At 71.6% G+C, this 18,723-nt stretch carries 18 protein-coding genes; 9 read left to right on the top strand and 9 right to left on the bottom strand.

Features of this window, described 5'->3' with window-relative positions; genetic code table 11:
• Positions 1-283: 283 nt before the first annotated feature.
• Positions 284-1,279, top strand: a complete 996-nt coding sequence (gene dapD, locus AC07FT_RS29285; protein ID WP_479178947.1) for a 2,3,4,5-tetrahydropyridine-2,6-dicarboxylate N-succinyltransferase — start codon at positions 284-286, stop codon at positions 1,277-1,279.
• A 16-nt stretch (positions 1,280-1,295) separates the two neighbouring features.
• Here dapD and dapA read toward each other — a convergent pair whose 3' ends face one another.
• From dapA to AC07FT_RS29300, 3 genes are all read right to left on the bottom strand, one after another.
• On the bottom strand, positions 1,296-2,213 hold the full coding sequence (gene dapA, locus AC07FT_RS29290; protein ID WP_479178948.1) for a 4-hydroxy-tetrahydrodipicolinate synthase: 918 nt from the start codon (positions 2,211-2,213) through the stop codon (positions 1,296-1,298).
• A gap of 107 nt (positions 2,214-2,320) precedes the next feature.
• A complete protein-coding gene (locus AC07FT_RS29295; RefSeq protein WP_479178949.1) occupies positions 2,321-2,833 on the bottom strand; it encodes a hypothetical protein in 513 nt (170 codons plus the stop codon).
• 101 nt (positions 2,834-2,934) lie between these two features.
• Positions 2,935-4,788: an endonuclease/exonuclease/phosphatase family protein gene (locus AC07FT_RS29300; protein ID WP_479178950.1), complete on the bottom strand. Its 1,854-nt coding sequence runs from the start codon at positions 4,786-4,788 to the stop codon at positions 2,935-2,937.
• A gap of 1,023 nt (positions 4,789-5,811) precedes the next feature.
• On the opposite strand from AC07FT_RS29300, the gene AC07FT_RS29305 reads away from it, so the two are divergent.
• Together AC07FT_RS29305 and AC07FT_RS29310 are read left to right on the top strand one after the other, a co-directional pair.
• Positions 5,812-7,311 (top strand): hypothetical protein, encoded by a 1,500-nt coding sequence (locus tag AC07FT_RS29305; RefSeq protein WP_479178951.1) that lies wholly within the window; start codon positions 5,812-5,814, stop codon positions 7,309-7,311.
• A gap of 153 nt (positions 7,312-7,464) precedes the next feature.
• Positions 7,465-8,559 carry an MsnO8 family LLM class oxidoreductase gene (locus AC07FT_RS29310; RefSeq protein ID WP_479178953.1) on the top strand — a complete coding sequence of 365 codons (1,095 nt, stop codon included), beginning with the start codon at positions 7,465-7,467 and terminating at the stop codon, positions 8,557-8,559.
• Here AC07FT_RS29310 and AC07FT_RS29315 read toward each other — a convergent pair.
• Together AC07FT_RS29315 and AC07FT_RS29320 are read right to left on the bottom strand one after the other, a co-directional pair.
• Entirely contained in the window at positions 8,512-9,750 is a 1,239-nt protein-coding gene (locus AC07FT_RS29315; protein ID WP_479179009.1) for a TerD family protein, read from the bottom strand. The genes AC07FT_RS29310 and AC07FT_RS29315 overlap by 48 nt on opposite strands.
• A 34-nt stretch (positions 9,751-9,784) precedes the next feature.
• On the bottom strand, positions 9,785-10,711 hold the full coding sequence (locus tag AC07FT_RS29320; protein ID WP_479178954.1) for a DMT family transporter: 927 nt from the start codon (positions 10,709-10,711) through the stop codon (positions 9,785-9,787).
• 106 nt (positions 10,712-10,817) lie between these two features.
• On the opposite strand from AC07FT_RS29320, the gene AC07FT_RS29325 reads away from it, so the two are divergent.
• The gene (locus AC07FT_RS29325) at positions 10,818-11,381 is read left to right on the top strand and encodes a TetR/AcrR family transcriptional regulator (protein ID WP_479178955.1); all 564 of its coding nucleotides are present in this window, start codon (positions 10,818-10,820) and stop codon (positions 11,379-11,381) included.
• Here AC07FT_RS29325 and AC07FT_RS29330 read toward each other — a convergent pair.
• Positions 11,310-11,858, bottom strand: a complete 549-nt coding sequence (locus tag AC07FT_RS29330; RefSeq protein WP_479178956.1) for an ATP-binding protein — start codon at positions 11,856-11,858, stop codon at positions 11,310-11,312. The two genes, AC07FT_RS29325 and AC07FT_RS29330, sit on opposite strands and share 72 nt — an antisense overlap.
• Before the next feature lie 100 nt (positions 11,859-11,958).
• On the opposite strand from AC07FT_RS29330, the gene AC07FT_RS29335 reads away from it, so the two are divergent.
• Both AC07FT_RS29335 and AC07FT_RS29340 read left to right on the top strand, forming a co-directional pair.
• A complete protein-coding gene (locus AC07FT_RS29335) occupies positions 11,959-12,768 on the top strand; it encodes a helix-turn-helix domain-containing protein (protein WP_479178958.1) in 810 nt (269 codons plus the stop codon).
• Positions 12,765-13,013, top strand: coding sequence for a DUF397 domain-containing protein (locus tag AC07FT_RS29340; protein ID WP_479178960.1), 249 nt, complete (start codon positions 12,765-12,767; stop codon positions 13,011-13,013). Before AC07FT_RS29335 ends, AC07FT_RS29340 begins: the two co-directional genes overlap by 4 nt.
• Here the strand turns inward: AC07FT_RS29340 and AC07FT_RS29345 are convergent.
• Complete coding sequence (locus AC07FT_RS29345; RefSeq protein WP_479178961.1) at positions 13,010-13,828, bottom strand: NAD-dependent epimerase/dehydratase family protein; 819 nt, start codon at positions 13,826-13,828, stop codon at positions 13,010-13,012. The genes AC07FT_RS29340 and AC07FT_RS29345 overlap by 4 nt on opposite strands.
• Before the next feature lie 300 nt (positions 13,829-14,128).
• On the opposite strand from AC07FT_RS29345, the gene AC07FT_RS29350 reads away from it, so the two are divergent.
• On the top strand, positions 14,129-14,932 hold the full coding sequence (locus tag AC07FT_RS29350) for a polysaccharide deacetylase family protein (RefSeq protein WP_479178963.1): 804 nt from the start codon (positions 14,129-14,131) through the stop codon (positions 14,930-14,932).
• 37 nt (positions 14,933-14,969) lie between these two features.
• On the opposite strand, the gene AC07FT_RS29355 is transcribed toward AC07FT_RS29350, so the two are convergent.
• A complete protein-coding gene (locus AC07FT_RS29355) occupies positions 14,970-15,548 on the bottom strand; it encodes a TetR/AcrR family transcriptional regulator (protein WP_479178965.1) in 579 nt (192 codons plus the stop codon).
• Positions 15,549-15,693: 145 nt separating this feature from the next.
• On the opposite strand from AC07FT_RS29355, the gene AC07FT_RS29360 reads away from it, so the two are divergent.
• Together AC07FT_RS29360 and AC07FT_RS29365 are read left to right on the top strand one after the other, a co-directional pair.
• Positions 15,694-16,281, top strand: a complete 588-nt coding sequence (locus AC07FT_RS29360; protein WP_479178967.1) for a dihydrofolate reductase family protein — start codon at positions 15,694-15,696, stop codon at positions 16,279-16,281.
• Positions 16,282-16,477: 196 nt separating this feature from the next.
• Positions 16,478-17,698, top strand: coding sequence for a right-handed parallel beta-helix repeat-containing protein (locus AC07FT_RS29365; protein ID WP_479178968.1), 1,221 nt, complete (start codon positions 16,478-16,480; stop codon positions 17,696-17,698).
• Positions 17,699-17,714: 16 nt separating this feature from the next.
• Here AC07FT_RS29365 and AC07FT_RS29370 read toward each other — a convergent pair whose 3' ends face one another.
• Positions 17,715-18,695, bottom strand: coding sequence for an aldo/keto reductase (locus AC07FT_RS29370; protein WP_479178970.1), 981 nt, complete (start codon positions 18,693-18,695; stop codon positions 17,715-17,717).
• Positions 18,696-18,723 lie beyond the last annotated feature (28 nt).

Raw genomic sequence — 18,723 nt, forward strand, 5'->3', positions numbered from 1 at the left:
GCCCCGGGCCGGGGCCCGGTCCGGCGGCGGCCGGTGGCCGACTCGTTGCGACCCGGTGCGCGGGACGCCGGGCGGACCAGGGCCTCCGAGACCGGGCCCACGGTCCGCCCAACGGCACGCCGGACCCTCCCGGCCGCCTCCGGCAGCAGGAGACCGATGTGTTCCCACCCGGCGCCGGGAGCGCCGCCCGGACCCCGGGCCGGGGCGGGTCCGGGGGGCGGCTGCGGGCCGGGACGTGAGACCGGTTCGCCTCCCGGGGGCGGCTCCGGCTAGCGTTCTGACCATGACCGACGCAGCCACCACCCGTACCATCCGCCCCGGCGCCGTCGCCGCCGGACTCGCCACCCTCACCGAGGACGGCACCGTTCTGGACACCTGGTTCCCGTCCCCCGAGCTGGCCGAGGCCCCCGGTCCGGCCGGGACCGAGCGGCTCGACGCCGAGCAGACCGCCCGGCTGCTGGGCGAGACCGCCGTCAAGGCGCTCGGCCCGGACCCGCGCCGCGGTGTCGAGGTCGTGGCCGTCCGTACGGTCATCGCCTCGCTCGACGACAAGCCGCTGGACGCCCATGACGTCTACCTCCGGCTGCACCTGCTCAGCCACCGGCTCGTCGCCCCGCACGGCCAGAACCTCGACGGGATGTTCGGCGTACTCGCCAACGTGGCGTGGACCTCATTGGGCCCGGTCGCCGTCGACCAGCTGGAGCGCGCCCGGCTCGCCGCCCGCGCCGAGGGCCTCCAGCTCAGCGTGACCAGCGTCGACAAGTTCCCGCGGATGACCGACTACGTGGTCCCCGCCGGGGTCCGCATCGGTGACGCCGACCGCGTACGGCTCGGTGCGCACCTCGCCGCCGGGACCACCGTCATGCACGAGGGCTTCGTCAACTTCAACGCGGGCACCCTCGGCACCTCGATGGTCGAGGGCCGGATCAGCGCGGGCGTCGTGGTCGGCGACGGCTCGGACATCGGCGGCGGTGCGTCGATCATGGGCACCCTCTCCGGCGGCGGCAAGCAGACCATCGCCATCGGCGAGCGCTGCCTGCTGGGCGCCCAGGCGGGCATCGGCATCTCGCTCGGCGACGACTGCATCGTCGAGGCCGGCCTCTACGTGACCGCGGGCACCCGTGTCACCCTCCCCGACGGCAAGATCGTCAAGGCGCTCGAACTGTCCGGCGCCCGCAACCTCCTCTTCCGCCGCAACTCCACCACCGGTGCGGTCGAGGCGCTGCCGCGCTCCGGTTCGTGGGGCGGCCTCAACGAGGCGCTGCACAGCCACAACTAGCCGCCACCAGCCGCCGCTAGTCCCAGGCCGGTCCGGTCGTCGCCCGCTTGTAGGCGTCGACCAGACCGGCCGTGGTGTCGGTACCGGCCGCCAGCAGCGGCGCCCGCACCGGCCCCGCGGGCCGCCCCAGCGCGTCCAGCAGCGCCTTCACGGTGACCGCCCCGGGCAGGCTCGACATCATCGCGTCGACCAGCGGGGTGAGCGCGAGATGACGGCGGGCCGCGGTGCCCGGGTCGCCCGCGTCGTACGCGTCCAGCACGGCGCGCACCTGCGGGCCGGCCACGTTGGAGACGGTGCTGATGTACCCGGCCGCGCCGATCGCCCGCAGCGGGAGGTTCTGCTCGTCGCAGCCCGAGTAGTAGGCGAGATCGGTGGCCGCCAGGACCCTCGCCGACTTCATCAGGTCGTACGCGCAGTCCTTCACCCCCGCCACCCGCGGGTGTTCGGCCAGCCGCAGCAGGGTCTCGCAGGACAGCGCGGTCCCGGTGCGCCCGGGGATGTCGTACAGCAGGACGGGCAGGCCGGTCGCGTCCGCGACGGTGCGGAAGTGGGCCCGGACCGCGTCCTGCGGCGGGCGGCTGTAGTACGGGGTGACCACCAGCAGCGCGTGCGCCCCGGCCCGTTCGGCCGCCCGTGCCAGTTCGACCGCGTGCCGGGTGTCGTTGCTGCCGACCCCCGCGGTGATCCGCGCCCGGTCGCCGACGGCTTCGGCCACCGCCCGGACGACCGCCTCCTGTTCGGCGTCGCCGGTGGTGGGCGCCTCGCCGGAGGTGCCGTTCACCACCAGCCCGTCGCAGCCGTCCTCGTCGACGAGGCGGGTGGCGAGCAGCTGGACGCCGTCGAGGTCGAGCGAACCGTCGGTGGCGAACGGCGTGATCATGGCACAGGCGGAACGGCCGGATGGACCGCCGGTGCGGTGGTGATGTGTGGACATGAGGGAATTCTCAAGCCTGTTGATCTACAGGTCCACTTCAGGGTTCTACAACCCACCGTGCAGCGTCGCTGCAGAGTGGCCGGCTTCGGCTTCGGCTTCGGCTTCGGCTACGGCTTCTCGGCGTGGACGTAGACCCGCGCACCCGATTCGGTGGCGCTGCCCTCGCCCTCGCCGTCGTAGACCACGTACACGTCCCGCCGTACGCCCTCGTCGATATCGGTGAAGGCCAGGTCCGCGTGCGCGGGGACATGGCTGGTGAGGCCGTCCGCCACCGCGCGCGGAATGGCGGCCCCGACACGGCCCGGGCCCTCGATCCCGTAGGTCCTCCGGAAGTCCCTGACGCTGCTGTCCTGCCCGCCGTTGATCCGGTACCGCAGACAGGCGGTGTGCCCGGCGCTCCGTCCCTCGACGGGGACATAGAAGCGGCCCGCGTGCGGATTCTGTTCAGGTGCGAAACGGGCCAGTCGCTCGGCCCGGTCGGCCGCCGAGGTGCGCGTGTCGCTGTCCGGCCCGAGGAGGAACCACCCGCCGACGGCCAGCAGCAGGACCAGCACCAGACCCGTCAGGCCCAGCGGAACGGCCCAGACGGCCCGGTGGCGCGTGGCTGACGACGGTGACATCCGGACTGGTCCCCCTGACACACAAGTGCTCCGGAGTCCGGCGGGTCGCCGGACTCCGGAGCACTCTAGTCAGCCGTGTTCCGTGGGATCCCTACGGATCCCTAGGGGCGGACGCGGACGACCTGGGGGTCGTGGTCGCTGGACTGGTCCGCGAACTCGGAGTTGATGTGCACGATGTCGTAGTCCGGGCGGCGCAGCGCGCGGCTGGTGAGGATGTGGTCCAGCACCTGCGAGTTGCCGTTGTAGACGTAGCCGTAGCGCTCGGCGCGCGGCAGTCGCTTCACCAGGTCGGTGAGGACCCCGCCCTTGGTGAGCGCGGTCAGTGCCGGTGAGAACTGGTAGTCGTTCAGGTCGCCCGCGACCACGACGGCGGCCTTCGGGTCGGCGGCCATCAGCTGCTTGACGAAACCGTTCACCGCCTTCGCCTGGCCGGTGCGCTGGGTCTCCGAGGAGCGGGCCGGGGGCTGGAAGCGGCTGTCCAGGCCCTGGTCGCCGCCCTTGGAGTTGAAGTGGTTGGCGACCACGTAGACCGGGCGGTCACGGAAGGAGAACTGCCCGACCAGCGGCTTGCGGCTGGCCTTCCAGACCTCGTCGGCCGGGGCGATCCGGCCCGGGGAGGCCGACAGCGACGCCTTGCCGTCCTTCTTCACCACCTGGACCGGGGTGGTGGAGTCCCCGCCGGGGATGTCGGTGAACGAGACCCGCTTCGGGTTGTAGAGGAACGCCACCCGGATGTTGCCGCCGGGCTGGCCGCCGTCCTGGTCGTCGACGGGGTCGATCTGCCGCCACTCGTACGAGGGGCCACCGGCCGCCGCGATCGCCTCGGTGAGCTTCTTGAGGGTGGCGTTCGCGCCGACGACGGAGTCGTTGGTGGGGCCGTTGTCGTCCTGGACCTCCTCCAGGGCCACGATGTCCGGCGAGGCGAGATTGCCGACCAGGGCGGAGGCGAGGCGGTCGAACTTCGTCTGCGCGGTCTTGGGGGAGAGGTTCTCCACGTTGTAGGTGGCGATGGAGAGTTCGTCCGACGTCTGCGGCCGGGTCCGCTCGCGCTCCGACCCGTGGTCGGCGAGTTCGCCGAGGGCGGTGGCCGCGATGGTGTAGCCGCCGAAGTTGTCGTAGTCGAGCGGGCCCTCGGTGGCGCCGGTCAGCTCGTCGCCGACGTCCGCCACGGGGAAGGGGTGCTGGGCGTAGGGGAGGAGGGACGCAACCTTCAGCCGCCCGGCGTTCGGGTCGCGGTAGGAGTCGTAGAGCGCCCCGCCGCGCGCGGTGCGGTGGCGGCGCGGCTCGGCGGTGACCCACAGGTCCTTGTAGGTGCTGGTCGCCCCGACGACGGGCGCGTTCTTGACCGCGACCCGCATGCCCTCCAGGGATTCATACAGGTCCAGCGCGTAGGAGCCCGGACGCAGCGTCAGCCCCTCGATGGACCCGGTCGCACCGCCCTCGGTGCCCCCGCCGTCCGCCGCCTCGGGGGCGTACCGGCCGGGGACGGTGGAGTCGTTGAGGCGGAACGTGGCGGGCAGCTCGTTGCCGGAGGAGGTGACCGTCCAGGTCGCCTTGGTGAGCTCCGTCATCGACTGCAGCCCGGCGTCGGCCCCGCCCGGGTAGTACTCGCTCACCGTGCCGGACACCGTGACCGCGTCGCCGACGGCCACGGTGGGCGTCGTCGATCCGGTGAACACGAAGATCGCCTCACTGGTGGCCCGGTCCTTGTCCGGGCTGGCGTCCTGCATCCAGAACCCGCGCGCGGAGCCGAAGGAACGTATCGCCGTGACCGTGCCGGGGACGTCGGTCACCTTCTGCCCGGCCAGCGGGGATATCCGGGTGCTGCCCTGGATGTCATGGATCCGGACCTCGGCGGCGGAGGCCGAGGACGGCACGACGAGCAACCCGGCCGCGAGCGCGGAGGCGACGACGGCGGTGACGGTGAGAGGTGCGCGCAGGGCGCGTGGGGACATGGTGATGGCCTCCGGAAAGGAGTGAACAGAGGGAAAATGGGCCTCTACGCGCGTCAATGTCAGTCCTGGGCAGGGCAGTTGTCAAGGGACGTCGGGTATACGGGGCGGGGCGTGTGGATGAACCCACCGAATGCGGGGGTGAGGATGTGGGTTCCGACAACCCGCACCTCCGCTCGCGTGCGGATTCGGCTGCGCCGGGCGGACGGGGTCCACGGCTCCGGCCGGGCCGCGCCGGTGGGGCGCTGCCCCTGCCACCAGGCGCCGCGCGCCGTTCGGCGTCCGCATCGGTGAGGATGCGGCTGGTTCCGGGGGCGCCCGCCCTGCTCGGGAGGAGCCACCCGGCCGGGCCCCGCCGGGTGGGCCCGGCCCCGCCGCCAGGCGCCGCGTGTCGTGCCGCGTCCGGTGCCGTCCGGATCAGGTCCGGCAGGACGCGGCCGGGTGTGGCCCTTCCGCCGGGACGCGGCCGATGTCCGTGGGCAGCCCGCCGCAGCCTCGCGACCATCCCGGCGTAGGGCCGCCCGCGCGGGAGTCCGGGGCGAGGCGACGCCACCGTTCGTCGAGCGGCATGACGACCCGCTGCCCGAGCCGTGGCCGGTACGGCGGTTGGGGTCCGGCCCGGTGAGGGAGCGGCCGGACGGGGGCGGGCCGCGCCGGGTGGACGCTGGTCACCGCCGCCAGGCGCCGCGCGGGGTGGGTGGCCGGCTCCGTGCGGTGGTGGTCGGCTCGGCGCGGGCACACCGACGGTGTGGTGGTGCGTGGTCTCCGGGACCGCGCGCCGTTCCGGTGCCGGGCGTCCCGCTCGCGCGCCGCGCGCCCCGCGGAGGCTCGCGGACGGCGTCCGCGGGAGGGCGGCCGCGCCCGGTGGAGGCTCGGTCGGAGGGGCCGGCTTGGCTGAATCATCCGGTTGCCGGGGCGTGGGGCCACATCGGGACGAAACTGGTCGCACGTTCCGTCTACGCTGGGGTCGGCCGCGTGTCCCTACCGTGCCCGTGACATCCGCACCCCGAGGAGATGACTCCGCCCATGTCCGGAGACCGCCCCACCATGCCGCCCGTGCGGCTGCGCACCGACGCGGAACTCGCGCGGGACGCGCTGGCCGCGCCGCTCCTCGCCCGCGCGGTGCGGCTCGCCCGCTGGGTCGAGCCGGGGAAGCCGGTCGGTTCGGGCGGCGTCCTGCCGGGGGACGATCTGCGCGCCGCCGTCGAGCTGCTCGACCTCACCGCCGATGAGAACGGCCCCGGGTACACCGCCCAGGCGTGGCAGCTCGCCGTCGACACCGGGCTCGTGGAGATCGAGGAGAGCGAAGACGCGGAGGAGGGGGCGGAGGAGGCCGAGGACGGCGCCGAGGCCGCCGGAGCCACCGCCGTCACCGGCGAGGAGCTGCGCCTGATCACCCAGGGCAGCCCGCGGGACATCCTCGACATCTGGCTCGACGGCTTCGAGACCGTCCTCGCCGACGCCGCCGCGCCCGACCTCGCCGACATCGTCGACCAGATCACCGAGGGCGGCGAGCTCGACCTGGACTCGATCGACTGGAACCCGGAGGAGGAGGCCGAGTTCCTCGACGGGATCCTCGGCAACCTCTACATGCTCACCGCCCTCGGCGAGGACGCCGCCACCAGCTCCGTCCCGCTCCCCGCGCTGGTCGCCTCCATGATCGTCCCCGATGACATGGACGAGCCGACCGACGACATCCTCGAAGAGGTGTCGGAGGCGATGATGCGGCTGGACGACCAGTTCCGGCTGCTCGCACTGATGGGGCTGATCGACTACCAGCCGGTGGACGAGGCGCTGATCGAGGAGGTCGACGGCGAGGGCCGCATCCACAGCTCGGACGCCGCGCTCGCCGACGACGAGGAGGAGGACGTCTCCCGCTACGGCATGGTGCGCCTCACCCCGCTCGGCGTCTACGGCATGCGGTCCCGGATGGCCGAGGCGGGCATCGACGCCCCGGCCGTCGGCGATCTCGCCGACAAGGGCGCGGACGTGCTGCTGGACGCCCTGCCCGGCCACCCCGAGCCCGCCGCGCAGGCGGAGGCCGAGCAGTGGCTCGCCCGCCGTACGCCGGAGGAGGCCGCCCGCGAACTGCTGGCCGCCGCGCGCGGCGACGACGAGTCCGCGCCGCTGCGCCGTCTCACCTGCCAGCAGACGCTGTCACTGGTCGGCGCGGATGCCGAACCCGCGCTGCGCGAGGTGCTGGACGACCGCCACCTCGGCGGGCTGGCCCGGGTCTGGCTGGCCGAGCACGGCGCGTCGGGGGTGCCGGAGCCGTCGGAGCAGATGGTGTTCTGGCTGACGGTGGACACCCTGGCCGCGCAGCTCGCGACCGAGGACGACTCGGACGAGCTGCGGGATCTGGTGCGCGGTCTGGTCGACCAGTCGGGGAGCTTCTTCGACACGGCCTGGCGGGTGGACCACCCGGCCACCGCGGACGTGCTGGAGGCGATGGGCCGCCTCCACCCGGACAGGAAGGCCGGGAAGGAGGCCCGCAAGGCCGCGTTCAAGGCCCGTTCCCGCGCCTGACATCCGTCCCCCGGTCCAGGTGGGCGGTTGCGCCGCACCTGGGGACCGCGCACCTGACGAGGCCGCCCCGGAAGCACTGCGCACCGTGCTTCCGGGGCGGCCTCGTCCCGTTCGGGCCGGGAATCCTCCGGCCCCGCGCGTGTTGACGTGTACGTGAGCACCCACCGCCTGCGCACCACCCGGTTCTCCGTCCTCGACCGCTCCCGCACCCGCCAGGGCCAGGAGAGGGCGAAGGAGCTCCGCGACACCGTGCGCTTCGCCCAGCAGGCCGAAGCCCTCGGATACCACCGCTTCTGGGTCTCGGAGCACCACAGTGTGCCCGGGGTCGCCGGTTCGGCGCCGACCGTGCTGGCGGCGGCCGTGGCCGCGGCCACCGGCCGGATCCGGGTGGGCACCGGCGGGGTGATGCTGCCGAACCACCGCCCCCTCGTCGTCGCGGAGCAGTTCGGCGTGCTGGAGTCGCTGTTCCCGGGCCGGATCGACATGGGTCTGGGCCGCTCCGTCGGCTTCACCGACGGCATACGCCGTGCCCTGGGCGCCGACCGGGACGACGTCGATGACTTCGGCGCCCGGCTCGCCGAACTCCTCGGCTACTTCACCGGGGACCAGACCGCCCATCCCCAGGTCCACGCCCATCCCGCCGAGGGGCTGACGCTTCCGGCGTTCGTGCTGGCCACCGGCGCCGGGGCGGAGGTGGCCGCGGCGGCCGGACTCTCCCTCGTGATCGGCGACTTCCGCGGTGAGGACACCATGCTGCGCGCGATCGAGCGCTACCGGACCGGCTTCCGGCCCTCGGTGTGGTCGGCCGAGCCCTATGTGATCGTCTCGGGCAATGTCGCGGTGGCGGAGACGGCAGAGGAGGCCCACCGCCTGCTGCTCCCCGAAGCCTGGGCGATGGCGTACTCCCGCACCCACGGCGTCTTCCCGCCGCTGATCCCGCCCGGGGAGATCGAGGCCCTGGAGCGGAACGGGACGATGACCGGGAAGGAGCGCGGCTTCTACGAACGGGGCCTGAGTGGCCGGCTCCACGGCACCGAGGACGAGGTCGCCGCCGCGCTCGACGCGTTGATCGAGCGCAGCGGCGCCGACGAGGTGCTGGTCACCACCAGCACCCATGACCGCGAGGCGCTGCTCGACTCCTACCGGCGGCTGGCCCGCCTGGCCGGAATGACGACGGCGACGCCCGCTCCCACGACGGTCTCAGAGAGCCTTCGCGGCGGGCTTGACCATGCCGCGCACGGTGCGTGAGTCCACGTACTCACCCAGCGCGGTCATCTCCCACTCACCCGAGAACTGCTTGACCAGCTTGGCCATCATCACGCCTGTGCGCGGCTCGGCGTGCGTGATGTCGAAGCGGACCAGCTCCTCGCCGGTCTGCCCGTCGATCAGACGGCAGTACGCCTTCGCCACGTCGGTGAACTTCTGGCCGGAGTAGGAGTTGACCGTGAAGACGAGCCCGGTGACCTCCGGCGGCAGCCCGCCCAGGTGCACGGTGATCGTCTCGTCGTCCCCGCCGCCCTCACCGGTGAGGTTGTCACCGGAGTGCTGGATCGCGCCGTTGACGATGGCCAGCTTGCCGAAGAAGCAGGCGTCGATCTTCTTGCGGTCCACGCCGTAGGCGATCACGGACGCGTCGAGGTCGATGTCGGCGCTGCGGAAGGCGGGCTCCCAGCCGAGGCCCATCTTCACCGAGGTGAGCAGCGGACGGCCGCCCTTGACCAGTGAGACGGTCTGGTTCTTCTGGAGGCTGACCCGCCCCTTGTCCAGGTTGATCTTGCCGCCACCGGCGCCACCGGCGGCGGGCGCGGCGGCCGGGGGAGCGGACGGCGCGGCGCTCGGCATCGGCGGCGGCGGGGCGCCGAACCCGGCGGGCGGCCCGGCCGGCGGGGGCGCCTGTACGGGCGGCGCCTGCACCGGGGGCGCGACGGGGGCGGCGGGCGCGGCGGGCTCCTCGACCGAGACGCCGAAGTCGGTGGCGATCCCCGCCAGCCCGTTCGCATAGCCCTGGCCCACCGCGCGGACCTTCCACGCGCCGTTGCGCCGGTAGACCTCGACCACCACGAGCGCGGTCTCGGTGCCGAGCTGGGGCGGGGTGAAGCTGGCGATCACGGCACCGTCATCGGCACCGCGCACCGTGGCGGTGGGCTCGGTGCCCGCGAAGGTCGCACCGGGCTGGTCCAGGCTCGCGGTCACCACGATCTTCTCGATGTCGGCGGGGACGGCGGCGGTGTCGACGGTGATGGTGTCGCCCGCGCCCCCGGCGCCCGCGCGGTGGGTCACACCCGGGCCCGACGGCTGGTTGTAGAAGACGAAGTCGTCATCGGAGCGCACCTTGCCGTTGGCGGTGAGCAGCAGGCCCGATACGTCGAGCCGCACCGGGGCGGTGACGTCCACCGCGACGCGTGCGACGGGGAGCGGCAGATTCGAGCCGGGAGTCATTGCGGTCATGACCGGGGTAACGAACGTCCTCGCTTTACGGTTCCTTGACCTGTGCCGTTTTCGGGACCCTCCCGCATCCGTCTCCCGCCGCGCTCCGTCCGCGCGGTCCGCCGGTCGCGGCCGCCGCGACCCCCGCCACGCACACCGCCATCCCGGCCAGCGCGAGCGCGCCCGGCGCGTCGCCGAACATCGCGTACGCCCACACCGCCGTGGTCGGCGGGGTGAGGTAGATCAGCGCACTGGTCCGGGTGACCCCGTTGCGCCGCAGGCTCAGCCAGTAGAAGCCGTAGCCGCCCACGGTGGACAGCACTACGGTCCAGGCCACCGCCGCCCAGAACGCGCCGCCCGCCGGGGGCGCGGCGTGTCCGCCCACCGCCGCCACTGCCGTGAACAGCACGGCACTGATCACGCAGTGCAGCGGGACGGCGTCCACCGGGGCCAGCGGCATCCGCGCCCGCCGCTCCAGGAAGCTGGCCGCCAGCAGCGCCGCCATCGCCGCGAACGGCAGTCCGTACGCCCAACCCGGCGCCGCACCCGCGCTCAGGTCGTCCCGGACCACCAGCGCCACCCCGGCCAGGCCGATCGCCAGCCCCGCCCATTGCCGTGGTGCCACCCGCTCGCCCAGCAGCCGCCCGGCCAGCGCCCCCGCCGCCAGCGGCTGCAACGCGGCGATCAGCGCCGCCGTCCCGCCCGGCACCCCGAGCCCCACCGCCCAGACGAGCCCGCCCAGGTAGCCGCCCTGCGACAGTGCGCCGATCACCGCCTGTTCGGCCACCGCCCGCGGCGGCACCGCGCGCCGCCGCAGCAGCAGCCAGGCCCCGCCCAGCAGCCCGGCCGCCGCGATGAACCGCCACATCAGCAGGGTGTCCGCGGTGGTCTGCCGGGTCCCGAGCTCCGCCCCGATGAAGCCGGAACTCCACATCACGACGAGGCCGAGGGAGGTGGCCGCGCTGCCGGGCATGAGCTGTCCTCGCTTCCGGACGGGTATACCGATCTGTTTACTCCTCTCCGTACTAGACTAAACAGATCGGTTTACCCCGTCCATCCCCACCGGGAGGCGATCACTGATGGAAGCGCTCACGCCCGCCGCCCGCCGGGTCCTCGACTCGGCCGCCGAGCTCTTCTACGGCCACGGGATCAACGCCGTCGGCGTGGACCTGATCGCCAAGCACGCCGGAGTCACCAAGAAGACGCTCTATGAACGCTTCGGCTCCAAGGAAGCGCTGATCTCCGCGTATCTGCGGGAGCGCGACGAGCGGTGGCGCGCCTGGCTCACCGCCCAGGTCGACGCCGCGCCCCCACAGGACCGCATCCTCGCGACGTTCGACGCCCTCGCCGCCTGGATGCGCCGCGAGAACCCGCGCGGCTGCGGCTTCGTCAACGCCGCCGCCGAACTGCCGGACGCGAACCACCCCGCGCGGGCCGTGATCGCCGACCAGAAGCACTGGCTGCAGGGGTACCTGCGGGAGCTGTGCGAGGAGGCGGGCGCGGCGGACGCCGATGAACTGGCCGACGAACTCCTGCTGCTCCACGAGGGCGCCACCGTGCTCAACGGGCTGTCAGCCCTCGCCGACCCCGTCGCCGTCTCGCGCCGGATGGCCCTGGCCGCCCTGGAGCGCGCCGGGCTCTGACGTCAGGCGCGGACGGGTCGAGACCTCCGCCCAGACGGTCTTCCCCGGCGCCCCGCCGGTCCGCGGGCCCACCGCCCAGCGCTCCGCGAGCTGCGACACCAGGAACAGCCCGCGTCCGGTCTCGGCATCGAGGTCCGCCGGGCGCAGGGTGGGGAGCTTCTCGGCGCGGGTGTCCGACACCTCGATCCGGATCGGCCCGCGTGTGTACGGCGGCGCGGTCAGCCGCAGATGGAAGTCCCGCCCGGGGACGCGTCCATGGCGTACGGCGTTGGCCGCCAGCTCACTGGCGATCAGGGTCGCGGTCTCGTTGGGGCAGGAGTCGTACGGGTACCCCCACTGGGCCAGCCGGTGGGAGACGAGCCGCCGCGCCAGCCGCGCTCCCCGCGCGGTCGAGGTGAAGCGCATGGCGAACTCGCCGGGTACGGAAGGGGAATGTCCCTTTCCCGTACCCCGTGTGGGGGCTTTTTCGGTCGTCATGGGTATGAGCCTCGCGGTGCCGTGCCAGCCTGACCAGGAAGCGCGCGTGTACGGACAGTCCCTGTACGGACACGCCAAGTGCGGAGGGAGGGACTTGACGATGGCGGGGACGGAAAGGTCGGCGTTCCTGAAGGGCTTCGGCAAGCAGCTGAAGCTCTTACGCGAACGCGCCGGGCTCACCCAGGCGGAGCTGGCGTCGCGCGTGGGGTACAGCACGGAACAGGTGGCGTCGGTCGAGTGTGGACGGCGGATCCCCAAGCCGGAGCTGATCGACAAGGCGGATGACGTGCTGGAGGCCGGTGGTCTGCTGAAGGCGATGAAGGAGGAAGCCGCGCTGGCGCGGTATCCGGCGTTCTTCCGCGATGCAGCGCGCCTGGAGGCCGAAGCGGTTGAGCTGTACGCCTATGACACCCACGTGATCAAGGGGCTGCTGCAGACCGAGGAGTACGCACGAGCCATGTTCACCATGCGGCGCCCGCTTTTGGACGAGGACACTGTTGATCAGCGGGTGGCCGCACGGATGGAACGTCAGGCGATCTTCAGTGTCCGTCCCGCACCGCTCCTTGGCTTTGTCATCGAAGAGTCCGTTCTGCGCAAGCCATTCGGCGGCAAGCAGGTGCTGCGTGGGCAACTTGAGCAGTTGCTCCTCATCGGTGAGAAGCGCAACGTGGAGATCCAAGTGATGCCCATTAGCCGAGAGGACAATGCTGGCGGCGATGGGCCGTTGACCCTGATGACACCCAAGGGGAGCGAACAACTCGCTTACCTGGAATGCCAAGGGCACAGCACGCTCCTGACTGACCGAGAAGAGGTCCGCCCTATCGCTGCACGGTATGGGATCATCCGGGCGCAGGCTCTCACGCCACGGGAGTCAGCAACCTTCATTGAGAAGCTGCTGGGAGAGCTATGAGCAACGGCATAGGTGAGCAGGTGTGGTTCAAGAGCAGCTATAGCGGCGGCGAGGGCGGAGACTGCGTCGAAGTCGCCATGGATTGGCGCAAGAGCAGCTACAGCGGCAGTGAGGGCGGGGCGTGCGTCGAGGTCGCCGCCTGCCCCGACACCATCCACGTCCGCGACTCCAAGGACACCACCGGCCCGGTCCTCACGTTCACGGCCGACGCGTGGGCCGCGTTCGTAGGGTTCGCGGCCGACTAGAAGCGGTCCCACAAGGGCGGGTTGGTGCAGAAGTCCCCACCGAGACGGTCGGTGCGGGGATCTCCGGGCACCAACTCGCCCTGCTCCGCGATCAGTTTCTCCGCATAGACCTCCGCGTCGTCCTGGGGCTCGTACCCCAGCTCGTAGGCGGATGACAGGTCCCACCACAGCCGGGTGTTGGCCGAGCTGCCGTACACCACCCGGAAGCCCACCTCCTCCGCGCTCAGCGCGGCATGCAGCAGCCGGGCCGCGTCGGCCGGGCTGAGCCAGGTCGACAGTGCGCGCACCGTCGTCGGTTCCGGGTCGCAGGAGCCGATGCGGATGGCGACGGTCTCGATGCCGTACTTGTCCCAGTAGTACGAGCCCAGGTCCTCGCCGAACGCCTTGGACAGCCCGTAGAAGGTGTCGGGCCGGTGCCGGGTCTGGACGGGGATCGCCGGATCACCGTCGGCGGCCGGGCGCGGGGTGAAGCCGACCGCGTGGTTGCTGGAGGCGAAGACCACCCGGCGGACACCTGCCTCGCGGGCCGCCTCGTACACATGGTGTGTGCCCTCGATATTGGCGCGCAGGATCTTCTCGAAGGTCGATTCCACCGATATGCCCGCAAGATGGACGATCGCGCCCACATCCCCTGCCGCCTCGCGCAGCGCGTCCCGGTCCGCGAGGTCGGCGGTGATGGCGTCCGGCGCGCCCGCAACCGGGGCGAGGTCCAGCAGTCGCAGCTCATAGCCGTACTGCGGGAGCAGTTCGCGCATCCATGTGCCCATGCCGCCTGCGGCGCCGGTGAGGAGGACGGTGCGGGGAGCGGCGGGCATGGGCTGGGCCTCCTGTGGATGCGATGCGCGGTATCCCGGTCGGCTTCAGTCTCGCCGTCGCGCGCCGGGTGTCCAATGATTTGTTCGCCGAGCAACCCTGGCCGGGGTTACGTCGTCTCACTGGTCGAGGCGGGCGGATGGCGATGCGACTCCGTCCCAGGTGAATCCCTATACATGCGATGTATACACCCGGTGTAGAGTGCCTGAGGTGTCCTGTCAACGACACGCCTTTCCATGTCGGTTGACGGGGTGCCGACCACTTCGGCGCATGCATACGGCGCACAACTTCATCAAACGGGGATGTTCATGAGGCGAATAGGCCGCATAACCGGGCTGGCGACGGCCATAACGCTGGCGCTGGGCCTCAGTGGCTGCGGCGCCTCCTATGACACGACCGCGCCGCGCAGCGCCAGGGAGCAGGCGGCTGAGGACCAGCACGCGAAGGCGGACGCGAAGAACACGACGCTCGACGCGACGAACGGTTCGGAGCACGTCGACTGTTCCAAGGACAAGTGCGTCGCCCTGACCTTCGATGCGGGCCCCAGTGAGAACACCCCCCGGCTGCTGGAGACCCTCAAGAAGAACAAGGCGCACGCGACGTTCTTCATGCTCGGCAAGAACCACATCGACAAACATCCCGACCTGGTGCGGCGGATCGCCGACGAGGGGCATGAACTGGCCAACCACACCTGGTCGCACAAGATCCTGACCGACTCCGACGACGATGAGGTGCGCTCGGAGATCAACCGGGTGCAGAAGGCCGTGAAGAAGCTGACCGGCCGCACCCCGCTGCTGATGCGTCCGCCGCAGGGCCGCACCGATGAGCGGGTCTCGAAGATCAGCCGGGAGCTGGGGGTGGCGCAGGTGCTCTGGAGCGTCACCGCGAAGGACTACCAGACCAATGACTCCGCTCTGATCAAGGAGCGGGTCCTGGAGCAGACCGAACGCGACGGCGTCATCCTGCTGCACGACATCTACAAGGGCACGGTCCCGGCGGTGCCGGGCATCCTCAAGGAGCTGAAGGAGCGCGGCTACACGGTGGTGACCGTGGGCCAGTTGCTGGCTCCGGCCGTGGCGGAGCCGGGCAAGGTCTACAAGCCCTGAGGTCCGCGCGTCCTTCTCGCGGTACCTGCCCCAGGGTCTACGGGCCCTGGGGCAGCGCACGTTCCGCCAGCGCCTCGATCACCGCGTCCGGGGTGAACGGCGCCAGCGCCTCCGGCAGGGTGAGCTGCTCGATGACCAGGCCGGTCATCGCCAGATAGAGCAGCACCACCGTCATCTCGTCACCCGGGAGCCCCGCGTCCAGGTGGAAGCGGATATTGGCCCCGAGGGTCTCGTTCATCGTCCGTGTCAGCGCTTCGCGCAGCGCCGGCCGCCGGGTGGCCTCCAACCGCAGCTCCATCAGGGCCAGATAGCCGCTGCGGTCCTGGGAGATCCGGTCCAGGGTGTCCCGCAGCAGTTCGGTCTCCAGGGCCGCGTCCCGGGGGGCCTTCATGGTCTCGGTCAGCGCGTCCGGGTCCGGGATCAGCCGTTCGTGGACCCGTGGCGCGACCTGGTTCAGCAGATCGTCGCGATTGGTGAAGTAGTTGCTGGTCGTGCCCGGGGGCACGCCCGCCTCGGTGTCCACCGCGCGATAGGTCAGCCCCCGCGCGCCCTCCCGGGCCAGTACCTCGATGGCGGCGTCGACGAGGGCCGCGCGCCGTGCCGGGTTCCTGCTCATCGCTTCTCTCTCCTCCTGAAGGGCCGTTCCTGAAGGGCCGTTGCCGTTGCCCGCCGGAAAAAGAGTCTTGCAACCACTACGGGCAGAGTACTACAGTCCAAGTACTTCAGCTGGAGTTGTTGAGGTCTTCCCGAGCGAGGAGCATGTGTTGCGCAAGCTGGTCTACTACGTGGCGGTCACCCTGGACGGGTTCATCGCCGCGCCCGACGGGTCGTACGACTTCTTCCGTCCGGGCAGCGACTACACCGATCTGATCCGTGAGCACTTCCCCGAGACCCTTCCGGCGCCCGCCCTGGAGGCGTTCGGGATCGGCCCCGACGTGGCGAACGTCAAGTTCGACACCGTGGTCTCGGGTCGGGCGACCTACGAGGTCGGGGCGAGTGTCGGACTCACCGACCAGTACCCGCGGCTGCGGCAGTACGTGGTCTCCTCCACCATGGGCGTGAGCCCGGACCCGGCGGTCACGCTCATCGCCGACGATCCGGTGGGGGCGATCCGTGAACTGAAGCGCGAGGAGGGGCTGGACATCTACCTGTGCGGCGGCGCCGCCCTGGCCCGCACCCTGGCGGAGGAGATCGACGAACTGGTACTGAAGATCAACCCGGTGGCCGTCGGAGCCGGAATCCCGCTGTTCGGCGGTGACTTCGCGCCACGCCGCTTCCGGCTCACCGACGTCAAGGCCGGTGAGACCGTCTCGATCCAGACCTATGAGCGGGCCGCGGAAGCACGATAAGGGCCCAGACGACGACGAACAGGATCGGCCACAAAATGATCAAGAGTTGCCGGACCCTATCGCCAGGGCGGCTCATTTTCGTAATCTAAGAATCCTCGAGACGGCGGCGACCTAATCTGGACTGTCGGCAACTACGCCACGGAACGACCGGTCCTGATCCCCCGGCCCGTTCTCCCGACGCCGAACAGGAGTTGCCATGAGGGTGAGGCGAAAGCGGGGCCGCCACCGCCGCCGCAAGGACCGCACGCTGCCGTTGGGCAGCGCGGTCATCGTGGCATCGGCCGTGGCGGGGGTGTACCTCACCGCCTCCCCGGACGGCGCGCAGGCCGTGCCCAGCACCGTCTATGTCGCCCCCAGCGGCAGCGACCGCGAACCGGGCACCCTCGCAGCACCGTTCCGGACGCTGGAGAAGGCGTTCTCGGTCGCCGAGGCGGGCACCACCATCGAGGTGCGCGGCGGCACCTACCACCCGGCCCGGACCCTGCGCAGCTCGGTCGACGGCAGCGCGCGCGAGCGGGTCGAACTGCGGCCCTACGAGGGCGAGAAGGTCCGGCTCGACGGCTCCCGGCTGCGCACCGGATCCGCCCTGGTCGCCCTCAGCGCCGACTACTGGACCATCTCCGGCCTCGAACTGCGCAACGCCCCCGGTGGCGGGCTGGTGTGCACCTCCTGTTCCCGCGGTGTCTTCGAGAACCTCACCACCCGGTACAACGGCGACACCGGGCTGACCCTGCGCGGCGCGGGGACCACCGACAACGTCATCCGGAACCTGGACTCCTCCGACAACCACGACGACGCCACCGGGGGGCAGAGAGCCGACGGCATAGCCATCACCCACGGCTCCGGCACCGGCAATGTGATCACCGGTTCCCGGCTCTTCCACAACAGCGATGACGGCGTGGACCTGTGGATGTGGTCCAGCCCCGTCACCATCGAGCACTCCTGGGCGTGGGGGAACGGCGAGAACCGCTGGCGGATCCCCGGCTTCACCGGCGACGGCAGCGGTTTCCAGCTCGGCGCCGACCACACCCCCGCGCCCTCGCCCGCCCATGTCGTACGGACCTCGGCGGCCTGGAGCAACAGCAAGAGCGGCTTCACCGCGGGCGGCAACAAGGGCGATCTGCGCATCCAGCGCAGCACCGCGTTCGGCAACGCGGGCGACGGCTTCGACCTCGAGGACTCCCACGCCCGGCTGCGGTCCAACCTGTCGGTCACCAACGGCCGGGACAAGGCCGACATGGGGCGGTTCGCCGTCTCCGAGGGCGACAACTGGACGCCGGGCGCGCGGCCTTCACCGCCCTTCGTCACCACCGACCCCACCACCGCCTACGGCTCCCGGCGGCAGGACGGCTCGCTGCCCGTCACCAGCTTCCTGGTGGTGATGGACAGCACGCCGCTCGGCTCGACGATGAAGTGACCGGGTACCCCGGCGGTCAGCCGTGGCCCATGACCGGACGCGGCCGGTAGGCCGCCTCCAGCCGGGCCACCTCGGCCTCGTCGAGCTCCAGTTCACCCGCCGCCACCGCGTCGTCCAGATGCGCCGCTCTGGTGGCGCCCACCACCGGCGCCGTCACCGCGGGCCTGCCCAGCAGCCAGGCCAGCGCCACCTGGGCCGGGGTCACCCCGCGTGCGGCGGCCACCGCCCGGGTGGCGTCCACGATGTCGAACTCGGCGTCGGCGTACCACTTCTCGACCATCGGGTCGTTCCGCGCGCGGGTGGTGGGCCCGGAGCCGTCCCGGTCGCGGTTGCCCGCGAGCAGACCGCGCGCCAGCGGGCTCCAGGGGATCACCCCGACCCCCTGGTCCAGGCAGAGCGGGTTCATCTCCCGCTCCTCCTCCCGGTACAGCAGGTTGTAGTGGTTCTGCATCGAGACGAACCGGGTCCAGCCGTGCGCGGCGGCCGTGTACTGCATCGTGGCGAACTGCCACGCGTACATCGACGACGCCCCGAGGTACCGCGCCTTCCCCGCGCGCACCACGTCGTGCAGCGCCTCCATGGTCTCCTCGACCGGGGTCCCGGGGTCGAAGCGGTGGATCTGGTAGAGGTCCACGTGGTCGGTGCCCAGCCGCCGCAGCGACGCGTCGACGCCCGCCATGATGTGCTTGCGCGACAGCCCCCGGTCGTTGGGGCCGGGGCCCATCGGGGAGTACACCTTGGTGGCGAGAACGTAGTCCTCCCGGCGGGGGAACAGCTCGCGCAGCAACTCGCCGGTGATCTCCTCGCTGCGGCCCATGGCGTACATGTCGGCGGTGTCGAAGAAGGTCACCCCGCCCTCCACGGCCCGGCGCACGATCGGCCGCGCCGCGTCGATGTCGAGCTGCCACGGGCGGTGGTCGGGGCTGCCGTAGCTCATCATGCCCAGACAGATCCGGGACACCCTGACACCGGAGGTGCCCAGCCGCGCGTACTCCATCCCGCTTCCCTTCTCGCCGTCCCGCCCC

This window comes from Streptomyces sp. NPDC045899, assembly GCF_056431485.1.

What these genes read in the sequence shown, in the direction of transcription:
- AC07FT_RS29355 (WP_479178965.1), bottom strand. Translation starts at nt 15,548, where the DNA reads ATGAGCAGGAACCCGGCACGGCGCGCGGCCCTCGTCGACGCCGCCATC.
- AC07FT_RS29320 (WP_479178954.1), bottom strand. Translation starts at nt 10,711, where the DNA reads ATGCCCGGCAGCGCGGCCACCTCCCTCGGCCTCGTCGTGATGTGGAGT.
- AC07FT_RS29325 (WP_479178955.1), top strand. Translation starts at nt 10,818, where the DNA reads ATGGAAGCGCTCACGCCCGCCGCCCGCCGGGTCCTCGACTCGGCCGCC.
- AC07FT_RS29315 (WP_479179009.1), bottom strand. Translation starts at nt 9,750, where the DNA reads ATGACTCCCGGCTCGAATCTGCCGCTCCCCGTCGCACGCGTCGCGGTG.
- AC07FT_RS29365 (WP_479178968.1), top strand. Translation starts at nt 16,478, where the DNA reads ATGAGGGTGAGGCGAAAGCGGGGCCGCCACCGCCGCCGCAAGGACCGC.
- dapD (WP_479178947.1), top strand. Translation starts at nt 284, where the DNA reads ATGACCGACGCAGCCACCACCCGTACCATCCGCCCCGGCGCCGTCGCC.
- AC07FT_RS29370 (WP_479178970.1), bottom strand. Translation starts at nt 18,695, where the DNA reads ATGGAGTACGCGCGGCTGGGCACCTCCGGTGTCAGGGTGTCCCGGATC.
- AC07FT_RS29295 (WP_479178949.1), bottom strand. Translation starts at nt 2,833, where the DNA reads ATGTCACCGTCGTCAGCCACGCGCCACCGGGCCGTCTGGGCCGTTCCG.
- AC07FT_RS29350 (WP_479178963.1), top strand. Translation starts at nt 14,129, where the DNA reads ATGTTCATGAGGCGAATAGGCCGCATAACCGGGCTGGCGACGGCCATA.
- AC07FT_RS29305 (WP_479178951.1), top strand. Translation starts at nt 5,812, where the DNA reads ATGTCCGGAGACCGCCCCACCATGCCGCCCGTGCGGCTGCGCACCGAC.
- dapA (WP_479178948.1), bottom strand. Translation starts at nt 2,213, where the DNA reads ATGTCCACACATCACCACCGCACCGGCGGTCCATCCGGCCGTTCCGCC.
- AC07FT_RS29335 (WP_479178958.1), top strand. Translation starts at nt 11,959, where the DNA reads ATGGCGGGGACGGAAAGGTCGGCGTTCCTGAAGGGCTTCGGCAAGCAG.
- AC07FT_RS29340 (WP_479178960.1), top strand. Translation starts at nt 12,765, where the DNA reads ATGAGCAACGGCATAGGTGAGCAGGTGTGGTTCAAGAGCAGCTATAGC.
- AC07FT_RS29345 (WP_479178961.1), bottom strand. Translation starts at nt 13,828, where the DNA reads ATGCCCGCCGCTCCCCGCACCGTCCTCCTCACCGGCGCCGCAGGCGGC.
- AC07FT_RS29300 (WP_479178950.1), bottom strand. Translation starts at nt 4,788, where the DNA reads ATGTCCCCACGCGCCCTGCGCGCACCTCTCACCGTCACCGCCGTCGTC.
- AC07FT_RS29330 (WP_479178956.1), bottom strand. Translation starts at nt 11,858, where the DNA reads ATGACGACCGAAAAAGCCCCCACACGGGGTACGGGAAAGGGACATTCC.